General features: G+C 72.9%; 6 protein-coding genes. 5 read left to right on the top strand and 1 reads right to left on the bottom strand.

All coding sequences use genetic code 11. From position 1 onward, the window contains the following. Nucleotides 1-31: 31 nt before the first annotated feature. The gene (locus B7767_RS12005) at nucleotides 32-1462 is read right to left on the bottom strand and encodes an MFS transporter (RefSeq protein WP_085572191.1); all 1431 of its coding nucleotides are present in this window, start codon (nucleotides 1460-1462) and stop codon (nucleotides 32-34) included. A gap of 102 nt (nucleotides 1463-1564) precedes the next feature. On the opposite strand from B7767_RS12005, the gene B7767_RS12000 reads away from it, so the two are divergent. From B7767_RS12000 to B7767_RS11980, 5 genes are all read left to right on the top strand, one after another. Continuing rightward, entirely contained in the window at nucleotides 1565-2239 is a 675-nt protein-coding gene (locus B7767_RS12000; RefSeq protein ID WP_085572190.1) for a MerR family transcriptional regulator, read from the top strand. Nucleotides 2240-2727: 488 nt separating this feature from the next. Then, a complete protein-coding gene (locus tag B7767_RS46335) occupies nucleotides 2728-2976 on the top strand; it encodes a hypothetical protein (RefSeq protein ID WP_179167120.1) in 249 nt (82 codons plus the stop codon). Nucleotides 2977-2984: 8 nt separating this feature from the next. Beyond that, the gene (locus B7767_RS46330) at nucleotides 2985-3773 is read left to right on the top strand and encodes a DUF6338 family protein (protein ID WP_179167119.1); all 789 of its coding nucleotides are present in this window, start codon (nucleotides 2985-2987) and stop codon (nucleotides 3771-3773) included. Nucleotides 3774-3799: 26 nt separating this feature from the next. Then, nucleotides 3800-6337, top strand: a complete 2538-nt coding sequence (locus tag B7767_RS11985) for a CHAT domain-containing protein (protein WP_179167118.1) — start codon at nucleotides 3800-3802, stop codon at nucleotides 6335-6337. Next, nucleotides 6334-13165: hypothetical protein (locus tag B7767_RS11980; protein WP_143652373.1), on the top strand; the 6832-nt coding region annotated here is incomplete at its 3' end. The genes B7767_RS11985 and B7767_RS11980, both read left to right, overlap by 4 nt.

The raw sequence follows: 13165 nt of genomic DNA, 5'->3' as shown, positions 1-13165 counted from the left end.
CCGCCGCTCCCGGAGGAGCGGCGGCCGGGGTTCAGCGGGTCGCCGGGCTGGGATCCCGGTCGGGTTCGTGGTCCTCGGGTGCGGGGGCCGGGGTGGTGGCGGGGCGGGGGATGGCGAGGGCGCACAGGGCGCCCGCGAGGACCACGGCGACGCCGATCCAGATGCCGGGGCGCATGCCGTCCACGAAGCCCTGCGCGCTGCGGTCGTCGCCGTAGCGCATGAAGACGCTGCTCAGGATGGCGGTGCCGAGGGCGCCGCCGATCTCGCGGACGGTGCTGTTGGCGCCGGACGCCTTCCCGCGGTGCCGCTGTCCGACCGCGCCCAGCACCACCGCCGCCGTCGGCGCGAAGACGAGGCCCATGCCGATGCCCGCGACGACCATGGCGCCGGCCACGCGCGCGTACGGGGTGTCCGCCGTGGCCACCAGGTTGATCCAGGCCAGTCCGGCCGCCTGGAGGAAGAGGCCGAGGGCCATCAGCCGTCCGCCGCCCACCCGGTCGGTCAGGGCACCGGCGACCGGCGCGACGAACATCGGCATCAGGGTCCAGGCCAGCGTGAGCACACCGGCCTCCAGCGGGGTGCGGACGGGCGCGACCTGGAAGAACTGCGACAGCAGGAAGATCGACCCGAAGACGCCGAAGTACATGCTCGCGGAGACCAGGTTGGAGAGGACGAAGGCCCGCTCGCGGTAGAAGGAGAGCGGGAGCAGCGGCTGGGCCGCCCGGCGCTCCCACCCCACGAACAGGGCCAGCAGGACGGCTCCGCCGGTGAACGCCGACAGGACGGGGCCCGAACTCCAGCCCTCCTCCTCGCCGTTCACGATCGCCCAGACGGTCGCGAGGAGTCCCGCCGTGGCGAGGAGCATGCCGGGCAGGTCGAGCCGGGTGCCGGTCAGGGAGCTCTCCCGGAGCACGGACAGCGCCAGCGGGACCGCCACCAGGCACACCGGGACGTTGATCCAGAAGATCCACTGCCAGTCCAGGCCGTCGACCACCGCACCGCCCACCACGGGCCCGAACGCCACGGCCGTGCCGCTGACCGCGGACCACAGTCCGAGGGCCAGGCCGCGCTTCTCGTCCGGGACCTCCTCCGCGAGCAGCGTCAGCGACAGCGGCATCACGGCCGCGGCGCCGATACCCTGCAGTGCGCGCATGAGGATGAGCTGTCCGCTGCTGTCGGCGAGGCCGCAGCCGATCGAGGCCAGGGTGAACAGCGCGATGCCGGTCACGAAGACCCGGCGCCGGCCGAACCGGTCACCCAGCGCCGCCCCGGTCAGCAACAGACAGGCGAAGCTGAGGACATAGGCGTTGACGAACCACTGCAGGTCCTCGGTGGACGCGTCGAGGTCGACGGCCATGGTCCGCAGCGCGGTCGTCACCACCAGGTTGTCGAGCGCGACCATGAACATCGGCAGACTGCATGCGAGGATGACCGACCATAACGGCCTTTTGAGAGTGCTCATGACAATACCCCCGTCACATGGGAAGGGTGAGCCGGCCGGCTCGACCTGTAATGGATAGTAGTGCGATCCGTTATCCGTTATCCAGTGCGTAAGCGAGGACCTGTGAAAATCTCGGAACTCAGCCGCCGCAGCGGCGTCCCCATTCCCACGATCAAGTACTACCTACGGGACGGTCTGCTGCCCCCGGGCCGGGCGACGGCCGCCAACCAGGCCGACTACGGCGAGGAACACCTGCGCCGCCTCCGTCTCGTCCGCACGCTGGTCGGCGTACGGGGGCTGCCGGTGGGGGCGGTGAAGGAGATCCTGGGCGCCGTCATGGAGCAGGACGGCGATCTGCACCAGATCTTCGGCATCGTGACCGACGCCCGCCCCGTCACCCAGCAGCAGAAGCAGGCGCGGGAACGGGAGAGGGAGGAGGCGGGCGAGGAGACGGGCGGCGTCACCGACGCGCGCGAACTGGTCGCCGCGATGGGCTGGGAGGTGTACTCCAACACCGCCGCCATACGGAGCCTCGGCGAAGTCCTGGACGCCCTGTCGGACATGGACTCGGGCATCGACTGGCGGTCCCTGCTGCCCTACGCGCGGCTGGCGGACCGTATCTCGGAGCTGGACGTCCAGCAGATGAACGGCGTGTCCGGCGTGCTGGAGCTGGCCGAACGCGCGGTCCTGGTCTCGGTCCTCCTGGAACCGGCCCTGCTGGCCATGCGCCGCCTCGCCCAGGAGGACAAGTCGGCCCGCCTGTTCGGCGGGGGCCCGAAAGAGGGGGAGGAGGAGTGACGAAGGCGGGGTGAGGGCCCCGGTGGAACGCCGCCCACCGCCGCGGTCCGCGGGCAGCCGCGTCTCCCCGGCGCATCGGGGGCCTGGGAGGTGCCCCAAGGCGATGGGCCCCGCCCGAGCGCAACCTGGGTGGGGGGAAGGCGGGCGGTGGGGTACCTCCCGCTCCTGATGCCCCCGCTCGGGCGAAGCCGGGAACGAGGGGGAGCCGAGAGCGGGGGAGGTACCCCGTGACCGGCGGCGTGCCGAAGCGCTTCCGCACCCACCCCTGGCTCACCGCCGCCCTCGTCCTCGGCAGCGCCGCGATCCTGTGCGTCGGCGTGTACGGCGTACCGAAGACGCTGGGAGCCGTGCCGGAGCAGTCGTGCCGGGTCCGTTCGGGCGGTGGGACGGGCTGCCCGAACGGATGGAAGATTTCCGCCCGCCGGACACAGACCGGCGGGCGCTATATGTTGTCTCTCCGAACAGGACGTTCCACGGGGGTGGGCCGCATGTCCGAAGCAGATCCCTTCCACGAGGCGTACGAGGACGACGAACCGCCGCCCTCCGCGCCCCCGAGGCCGGTGCGGTTGTCCGACGGCCGCGACGACGACCTCTACGGCGTGGTGCGCGCGGGTCCCTCCCACGACGACCCGCAGCACGACGAGGTGTCACCGCGCTTCGAGATCGGCGCTCCGACCCCCGCCACCGCGGCACCGCCGCCCGAGGCCGCCCAGCAGTCCGACGACTCCGCGGGGTGACGTCGGGGTTGCCCACATCCTTCACGGCCGTCCTCGTCTTCATGGTCATCGTGGTGCCGGGACTGGCCTTCGAACTGAGTCTGCGCCGCCGCAGTCCCTCCCGGGTGGAGAGCCCGTTCGTGGAGACCGCCCGGGTGGTGCTGGTCGGAGCCCTGTGCACGGCCGCCGCGACCGCGCTGTTGATCGCCATACGCGAGGTGAGGCCGGGAAGTCTGCCGAGTCCCACGGGGCTGCTGGCCGACTCCGCCCGTTACGTCACGGCGCACCCGGAGCTCACCGCGATCGGGCTCGCGGCGGAGCTCTTCGCGGCCACGGCACTGGCGCTCCTCGCCGTCGGACTGGTCCGCTCTCCGACGAGCGGCGGCATCCAGAGCTTCGACGACGTGTGGTACGAACTGCTTTACAACGACGTCCCGGCGGACAGACGTCCCAAACTGGTGGTCGCGTTGAAAAGCGGTGGATACCGCGTGTCGGGGTTCTTCCACACCATGAACACCCACCCCGAGGTCGACCGGCGTGAACTGGTCCTCAGAGGCGTGGAGTTGTTCCGTGAGGATCAGGCGTCGGGGGACGGCACCTGGCCCGCCACCTACGTACGTCTGGCGATCCCCGCCCGCGAGATCGCCTGGCTGGCCGTGTCGCACGCCGCCCTGCCGCCGGTCCCGGCACCAGCCGGCGGCGGTGTCCCGGCACCGGCCCGGCGGCTCCTGCCGGGCGACCGGCTGCGCAGGTTCCAGTGGCAGGCCGCCGCCGCCGTACTGGTCATCGAGGCGGCGGTGCTGCTCCTCGCGGGCTGAACGAACGAACACGGGGGTTTCACAAGGTGGGCGAGGCACACGAGGTCGAACTGACGCTGACGAACGCCGAGGTGGAGGACCTGGCGGACGGGACGGAGGTCTGGACGGCGTCCGTCGAGCTGTCCGGCCCGCGGGGCAGGGCCACGGGGCACGGCAGGGGCGAGAACCTCGGCGCACTGGTCGCCGGGTTCCGGAACAAGGTGAGCGACGCCGAGGACATCGGCTGGGCCCTGCGGCCGCTCCTCTTACCCCAGGGCGTCGAACAGGCCCTGCAACAGGCGTACATCGACGCCCTGCGGGACGATGCCCTGCTGAGGGTGAGGATCGGGTGCGCCAACCTGGTGTTCTCCGCGCTGCCCTGGGAACTGACCCGGACGACGCTCGCCACGTCGGCGTCGGATCCAGCGGGTGCCGGCTGGGACGCACACCTCGTCAGCGCCCCGGACCGGCTCGTGGTCTCCCGGGTGCTCGAATCCGCCGCCTCCCCCGGGCCCCGGACCGGTCTGCGTTCGTTGGTGGTCACGGCGGCGGACGCGGTCCGCCGGGAGGACCGGGCCGGCGGAGCGCCCCGGAACGGGATCGACTGGACGAGAGAAGCGGCCGGCGAAGCGGTGCGCCGGCTGAAGGAGATCGGCGAAGCCGAACTGCTGCACGCCGCCACCCGCGAGCAACTCACCCAGCGGCTGCGGACCACCGCCCATGTCGTGTGCGTCATCGCTCACGGATGGACGGACCGGGACGAGGAGTGCGGCATCGTCCTGCACGCGCCCGGAGGCACCGGCCCCGACCGGGTGCCGGCCCGTGAGCTGGCGGAGCTCTTCCAGGCATCGGGCACCCAGCTGGTCGTCCTGATCGCCTGCGACACCGCGGGCCTGAACGCCTCCCGGAGCGGCTGGGGCACCGCCGCCCACCACATCGTGGCCCGCCGGGTCCCCGCCGTGGTGGCCATGCAGGCACCCGTGAGGCAGAGCCTGGGGCAGGAGTTCCTCATCGGCCTGGCCACCGGGCTGGCGGAGAACGGCGAGATCCACGCCGCGATGGTGAAGGGCCTGAGCGAGGTCCGGAGGCGGACGGACATCGTCGGCAACCTCGCCGTGCCCGCCCTCTACACCGGCAGAGGCGACCTGCGCCTGCGCGAAGCCCCGCCCGAGCCGGTACGGGGCCCGGCACACGCCTATCCCCTCGTGCCGCTCCCCGCGGCCGGTGAGCACGGCGGGGAGGCACGGGGCGCCACGGCCGCGTGGGGGACCGACAGCAGGAGGGTGCGACTCGACGTCGTATGGGGGCTGGAGCGCCGGCCGTTCGCCGGTGTCCTGCTCGATGTCCCCGACCACGACCTCGCGCAGGACCTGGACCACTACGAGAAGGCCTGGACCGTGCTGCTGCAGAAGGGCCGCCTGCCCGCCCGCCGGTGGTTCGCCACCGACGTGGACCGGCCTCCGCGGCCGCTGGCCTCCTGGGAGCAGTACGCGACGTCCACCCAGGGCGCGTGGCACGACTTCCGGCAGCGCTTCGCCAGGTTCGATCCCGGATCCCCGGACGCCTTCGAGCACAGGGCCGACGACGGCTGGGTCCTGCGCACCGAGCTGACCGCCTGGTTCCCCGACTGGTGGCAGGAGAGGATCGGCGAGTGGCTGCGGCGCCTGCGGGGCCGGGACGGATGCCTGGAACGGCCGTTCATCGTGGTTCTGCGGGGACCGGTGCCCGTCCTGGAGGACAGGGGACCCGGCGTCCTGACACAAGTGCGGGACGACCTGGAGAACCGTCTGGGGATGCCGGTCACCGCGCTGAGCCGCCACCGCCCCGGCAAGCGGTACCGGGACGACGGGGTTGCCCGCTCGGACGACGACGGCCTGCCTGCCGACGCGAAGGCGCTGTCGGCCCTGCGCCGGCGGAACCCCGGACAGTACGGACGAGCACTGGAGCGCCTGGCGGCCGACGAACGGCTGCCCGGTCACCCCGCTTCCCTGAGTGCGGCCGCCGAGTACGACGACGACATGCGCGCCTGGATCGGGGCGCTCGGCCCCGGCCGGCCGGTGCCCCGTCCGGGTGGCCTGCCGCTGGACGTCGGCTCGGAGCAGGCCGACACCATCGCCCTGGCCCTCCTGAAACAGGTTGCGAAGCTCTCCGACGGCGACCTGCTCGCCTGGGACGATCCCCTGCTGTCCCCTCCCGTCCGCCGCCTGGTGCGCCGGTTCCGCGAGGGCTGGGCCGACGAGAGACCCGGCGGGTCCGAACTGGCGGACTGGCTGGCCGTCCACCCGGACAGCGCCCCGGCCGCGGCCCGCTCCGGGCTCGAGGTACAGGCCGGGAGCGTCCTGTACCGGCTGCCGACCACCACGGCTCCCTGGCCGCTGCTGCGCGCCGCCGACGTCGACCACAAGGCCCTGGGCATGCTGCTCCAACTGCCTTTCGTGGAACGTCACGCCCTCGGGCTGAACCGGACCGACCCACCGCCGCCGGGCTTCGACGCGGCCCTGCGCACCGAAGCCATACGGACCGCGGTGGGCCGCGCTCCTTCCACCGCCTCCCGCTCCTCCGAGACCGACAAGGCAAGACGATGATCGAGGACTGGTACTTCTGCGCCGCGATGCGCGACACACCGCACGCCGCCAATGCCTACCTGGCCGTACTGGACGTCCTGGACGCGCCCGTGGCACTGGACGAGACGCTTCCGGACGCCCTGGAAGCGCTGGACGGCTGCGAACCCTGGACCGCCCTGCACGTCGTTCCCCGGCTGCTGACCCTGGCCACCGGGGGCGGCGAGAGCGCGGACCTCTGCATGGAACACCTGCTGGGGACGGTGGTCGGCACGGTCGGCGGCGGCCCGGTCGGCGAGGCCCTCACCGCCGCGTTCCGGGCCTGTGCGGAGGAGCGCCCGTTCCGGGCCGCCGCACGGCTGCGCCACGCCGTACAGGTCTGGGGCCGCGACGCCACGCCCAGGACCACACAGGAACCGTTCCGCGAACTCACCCACTACCCGCGGGAAACCCTCCTGCTGGCCGTGACCGCGCACCTCGTCCAGTACCCCGGCGCGGCCGAGGACATCGCCTCGGACCTGCGCGGTGAGCATTCCTGGCTGGACGAGCTCACCCGCCGGGCGGAGCGTCACGAATGGGGACGCCTGCCGTTCCTGCTCGCCCTGCGTGCCAAGAGCGGCATCGCCTCCACCGGAGCCGAGCGCAACCGGCTGCTGAAGACGCTCTGCCGGCCCGCTGTCGGCTGGGCCGACCTGGAGCCCGACCTGATGGCCGCCGCGGCACGCCTGCTGCACCTCGGCACCGGCCCGGACGCGGAGCGGACGGTCGCCGCCCTGGACACCGACGCCGTCACACTCGACGGGCTGCGCCGTCTGCGGAGACTGCGGGGCGACGTCCGGCCGGTGTCCACGGCCGAGCGCGTCCTCGGCCGTCTCGGCCTGCCCGCCGACAAACCGGCGCCCCCCGCCCTGTCCGCCGTCCTGTGGCAACAGGTCCTCTGGGACCTGGCGGCCCGGCTGCACCCCGCACAGGCCGCGGCGGTCCTGGTGGACCGGTGGGGTGCGCCCGGCGGCCAGCCCCGCTATCCGGTGCGGTTCAGTGGCCCCGTCGGGGGCAGGGAATGCGGTGCCTGGGCACGTCAGCTCACCGACCTCTGGCACCTGCGGACCGGACCGCGGATCCCGGCGGGGGAGAACGGCTCCACCGGAGGGCAGGTGATCAGAACCGGCCACCTCGACACGCTCAGACTCCCGGGTGTGTCCGCCTGGGCCTTCTCGCCGTGGCTGGACCGGGCGCGGACCGGCGCGAACGCCTCGGCAGGAAGCGGGCGTTTCCCCGCGGTGCAGGATCCGGTCGTACTCCTGCGGCTGCTGTCGTCGCTGCGCACGGCGGTCAGGCTGATGCGGCACGGCGTCGAGGAGTCCCGCTTCCTCGCCGACCTGGTGATGCACGGCGTCGAGGTCCTCACCGAGGGAAGACTCGGGGCGTACATGCTGAACCTCACCCACGGCACCGAGAAGCACGAGGACGCGCCGATCCCGACCGTGCTGGTGCCGCTCACCCTCTCCGCCTACCGGACGGGAACGTACGCCTTGCGCGGGGTGTACCCGGAACTGCATCCGGAGGTGTTCGCGCATCGGGCGATCGCCGGTGCCGACCCCGGGTCCTGGAAGGACCCCGCCCAGCGCTTCTACCGTCAGTCCCAACTGCTCCACCAGGACGGGGGAGCGCTGAACGTACTGGTGTCCGCCGTACTGGACGCGCTCTCCGGGGCCACCGGCCCGCAGGACCGCACCCCGCAGCGCCGCTGGTTCGACGGTGAACCGCCCATCGCCGAAAGGCTGCTGGACCAGGCCGCGCGCCGACTCCACCCGTGGTTCCGGCGCCATCACCTCGGCAACGCGCTGCTGCTCCTGCGGCTGCTGCTGCGCCGGGACGTCACCGCGGACCGCCTGACGCGCGAGCGCGACATGGGCCGCAGGCCGAAGACCTTCCAGGAGGTACTGCTCACGCCCCCGGGCGACCTGGCGACCCGTCAGGACCGGGAAGTCTTCGATTCCTGGGTGGCCAAGGTCGAGGGCGACACCTCGGCAGTCGGGCTCGCGGGGGCCTCGGTGCGGCTGCTGCAGGCCCTGACGCAGTCCCGTGGCGGTCCGGCCGACCCGGACCTCGGCCACCTCGTCGAGACCTGGGCCGGCCGGATGGACCGGATCCGGGAGCCCAGGGAACTCGCGCGGCTGATCCGCTGGTACCTGCTGCAGATCTTCGACGTCATCCGGGGCGACGACGAACAGGAGACCCGGGTGCTGAGCAAACTCCTCGACGTCTTCACGGAGTTCGGCCTGCGCACGCCCACCGACCAGCGACTGCTGTTCGACCGGCTGGCATCCCACACCGACACCACCGTACGCACCCGCCTGCTCAGCCTGTCCTACGACGGCCGGTTCACCGAGGCCGGTGCCGGCCGCGCCCTGCCGGACGTCTGGGAGCGGGCCATGTACCGGGAGACCGGGCAGGCGCTGGCCCGTCAGCTCGACCGGCTGGTCCGGACCCTGACGAGGGACGCCTTCCCGGAGAGCCGGCGCAACCGCGAGTTCATCGAGAAGTCCTGGGAGGACTCGGCCCTCACCCCCGTCCTCCGGTCCCGGACCGTACCGCTCGGCATGTCCGCGCACCACGCGGCCGGGTCCGGTCACGGGAAGGGGTTTCCCGACGTGCGTACGGTGGTGGCCCAGCTCGCGTACCGGAGCAGCGACGAGGTGGTGTTCCACCACCTGCCGGTCGAGCCGGACCAGCCGGACACCTACGATCTGTACCAGGACCCGGAACGGTGCGAGGAGGCCGTCCGGAAGGCGACCATGGGCAAGTCCCCGAGCCTGCTCGGCGTGGTGTGCGGACGGACCGACGACGGTGAGCGGCTGCTGGTCAACTGCGGCATGGAGCGCCCCTTGGAGGCCTACGCCTACGAAGGGGCCCAGGTCGGCGACCCCGTCCGGTTCCAGCTGGGCCACGACCACTACACGGGCGTCGAGATCAAGGGTGTCCCCCAGCGCCTTCCGGTGACGCACCGGGTGGGTGACGTACGCCGGGTGCGCGTCACCCTGCGCCCGGAGCAGGCGACGGCAGGCGTGGTCCTCGTGGACGCCCCCGCCTTCACGGAGGAGGACCACGGACCGCTCGCCGAGTGGGACCCGGACCTCTCCAGGGGGTTCGCCGACGGCGGGGGAGGCGAGGTGGTCGTCGAAACGGTGGCACGGTACGAAGAGCACGGCTGGCAGCCCGTCGACCGCGGCTTCACCGAGTTCCTCGCCGCCCGGCTGCCGTACGGCGGCGGGACGACGGGCGTACTGACCCTGATGGGGGACACCGGCGCGGAACCCGGATCGTGGCGGTTCTCGCGGAAGCCGGGGTACACCTACCTCCTCCCGGAGCGGTGCTGGGAACCGGAGTCCGCCAGGCGGCTGCACGAGGAGATCGCCGAGGCGCAGGACCCCGAGGGACTGCGCTGCTGGGTACGGGTGGTCGAGTCCGAGGGCGACCGCCCGCCCCGGCTCGCCCTCGTCGCCGGGCCGCTCACCGAAGTGCCCGAGAACCGGCACTTCGACGCCGCGGTGGACGGCATCGACACCCGCAACCTGCGCTGGCGCGACCTGTGTCTCGCCGACACCGTCCAGGTGACCAGGAAGGACGGGGGCTGGCGGGTGGAACACGACATCCCCGGCTTCCCCGACGTGGTCGTGTACGACATGCCTCCCCACGTGGCGGACACCGTCGAGCAGACGATCGACGGCTGGGACGAGCAGGCGATGCGAACGGGCCGCGTCAAGGCCCGCGAGAATCCGCACCTCACCGGGCAGCAGGCGACCCTCGAGGCGTTCAACGCGCTCCACGGCCTCCGCAAGGGCCACCTCGTCCGGTTGCGCGCCGGCGCGTCGGTCGCGCCCCGCAACGGCTCGTACAGCGCGTGGACGGCCGACGGGAACGCGCTCGTCTCCGTCGAGGCGGAGTCCGTCATACTGCGGCCCGCCCGCGACACCGACGACTGGCGGCGCGCGGTCCGGGGCCGGGAGGCGGTCGTCACCAGGGTCACCTGGGACAACCGCAACCCCACGGCGGCCGGCCCGCGCGACGTGCGCGGCGCCGTCTCCACCGACGATCTGCTCGCCGGGCTGGACGACCGGGCAGCCGCCGAGGCCGGCGCGCTGCTCGAAGGGAAGGACCACCTCGACGGAGTGCTCCTGTCGGCGCCCGCGGCGCACTCGGGGGAGGCGCCGCGGGTGTGGCTGCGGGTGGGCCACCGCGTGCTCGACGTGCACGTCCCGTGGGAGGCCTTCACCGAGTCCCGAAGCGTCGGCGGTGACCAGGTCCGGGCTTTCCGATCGGACCGGCACTGGGTCTTCACCCCGTGCCGGCGCCGGGTCTTCACCCGCTGCCTGTGGCGCATCACCAAGACGGCCAAGGGCGGCCACACCTACGTGGGTGCCTCCCTCGACGTGTCGGCGCGGCGGTCCACCTACTGGCAGACGCACGGCAGACCGGGAGAGCTGGCCGAACTGTCCTCGCCGCGGCAGCGGGGCCGGGACGAGTTCGTGTCCGCGCAGGTGTCGCTGGGACCCCCCTTCCACGAGTGGGGTGAGAACGGAGGGGTCCGGGAGTCCGTGCTCCGGCACCGTGCCCAGGTGCGGCTGGACCGCGGCCGCTCGGCCTGGGGCCTCGCCGAGGGGGCCCACGACACCGACCAGGCGTGGCAGGTGGATTCGGTGAACCTGCGGATTTGGCCGGTCGGCGGTACGGATCTGCGCGAGGTGCGCCGGATCTTCGTCCTCACCGAGGCACGCACCGCCGACGCGGAGGGTCTGCACGACAAGGCGTGGCCGGTGGTCATGAAGAAGTCCGGCTGGAACGCCGAGCTGCGCGAAGGGACGGCCGTGCTCCTTCCCGTCCCGCTCGACGGCGGCACCCGCCGCGTCAGCCTGCCGCCGGTGCCCCTGGAGCCGGACGAGCGGCCCCATGTCGAGGGGGTGGAGTACTCCGACAAGCACGCCCGTGTCGTGGTGCGGCCGGTCCCCGCCCCGGCCGCGGGCGCCGCCGCCCACACGGCCTCCTACCGTCAGGTCCCGCCGCTGGGACTGGGCGACTTCATGAAAGTGCAGAACATCGTGGAGGGCCGGGAGACGGAGACCTCCCTGTACTTCGTGGGTCCGGAGCGGCCGGAGCGGGGGCGCCACCCCTTCGAGTGGCTCCTCTTCGAGTGGGGCTACGGACGCACCCTGCGGGTCCACGTGAACGACGTCATGCTGGACGACCACCCGCTGCGGTCCGCTCAGGAACTGCCGTTTTTCCACGGCGACGAGGTCACCCGGCTGACCGTCACCCCGAAGGGACGGCAGGGCGAGCACGGCGGGGCGAGGGACCGGTTCTGGCTGCGTCTCCACGGGCACGCGATCCGCTGGTCCGTCGAACGAGGACTGCGCGAGGACGCCGGTCTCGGCATCGTCGCGCGGCTGACGGTCCGCCTCGACCGGGCGGCGAACGAGGTGCACGTCATCGAGGTCCAGACCCGCGGCGGGTCGTTCGGCGTGGACGACGCGGGCGAGCGCCCGGGGGAGGCGCGCAGCTCCCGGCTCCGGATGACCGGGGACGGAGCCGCGTCCGTCCTGCGTCACTACCCCTCGGGACCCGATGTCGTCAGGGTGCTCGGGAGGCTGGACACCGGCCGCTGGGACCGCAGCAACGGACGGGACGTCGAGTTCCTCCACCTCCGGCCGGTCATCGACGGCAAGGCCAGGGACGCCCTTCACCGGGGTCAGCACGTCTTCATGTGGGCCGGGCAGATCCAGCCCCGCCGCAACGACGTCACGCTCGACCTGACGCTGGAACTCGGCCCGAGGGAACGGCCGGAACCGCTCACCGCCCGGGTCACCCGACGGACGTTCGCCCACCGGGAGAACCTGCTGCGCCGGATCTTCGACAGCGGCGGGAAGGGCGCCCTCAAGGACACGCCCTACCTGGTCGAGCTGCGCGGCCGGCGGGAGGACGACGGCACGTTCGAGGGGCGGCTGACCAACTCGCCGGCCCGGCGTGCCAAGGCGCTGCTCAGCCGGCTCACCGCGCGCGACCCCTCGTGCTTCGCCACGGTGACGCAGCACGAGCCGGACATCCGGCTGGAGTTGCGGGCGGGCATCCACGTCGTCCTGGGCCGCGCCGACATCGCCGGGTGGAGCGACGTGGAACCGGGCATGGTGGTGCGCGTCACCCGGACCGCCGACGACCGGTTCCGGCTCCGCGTGGCGCTGCCGGGCGACTCCGCCTACGCGGTCGACGGCCGCGAGGCCGTGGTGTTCCCCAAGAACCCCCTCCTGAGCGGACGGCGGCCGGACGCCAAGCAGCTGAGCCAGCCGCTGTTCGTCGTCTCCGGGCTGCCCAACGTGGAACTGCTCGCGCCGTCGGCCGAGTCCGGGGACGCCGTCGCCGGCTCCGTCGCCCAGGTGATGCGGCACCGGCACCCGAAGGCCGGACGGCTGCGCGTACGGGGGGAGGGCTTCGAGATCGTGGCCCCGGGGACCGGCGGGTCCTCGGTGTCGTGGCTCTCCGTCGACCCCGGCACGTTCGAGGCGTGGCTGACCCCGGTGGTCCCCGCGGCGGGGGAGGGCGAGGCGCCGAGGAGGCCGATCGATCCGGCGCAGCTGTCCTTCGCGGACCGCGGCACCCGGTGGATCGCCGGGCGTCACGCCGGCGCCCGCGAGGTGCCGCACGACAGCCGTACCGGGTGCTGGCCCGACGGGCGTCCCGAGTCCGTGGTGCCCGAGTCACTGGACCGCGGGGGCAGCGTGCCGCCGGTGGTCCCCGCCGCCGGTCCCTCCCTGCGGTACCCGCCGGCTCAGGGCCGTCGCTTCGGCTTCCCCGCCGGCC

Origin of the sequence: Streptomyces sp. 13-12-16, assembly GCF_002114215.1 — a bacterium.
In the GTDB taxonomy this organism is placed as follows: Bacteria; Actinomycetota; Actinomycetes; order Streptomycetales; family Streptomycetaceae; genus Streptomyces.
Note: the sequence above shows the minus strand (reverse complement) of the source record. Positions and strands in the feature narration are given on the sequence as shown.

Bases quoted from the DNA above. Each gene is read 5' to 3' on its own strand.
- B7767_RS46335 (WP_179167120.1), top strand. From the start codon at position 2,728: ATGTCCGAAGCAGATCCCTTCCACGAGGCGTACGAGGACGACGAACCG.
- B7767_RS12005 (WP_085572191.1), bottom strand. From the start codon at position 1,462: ATGAGCACTCTCAAAAGGCCGTTATGGTCGGTCATCCTCGCATGCAGT.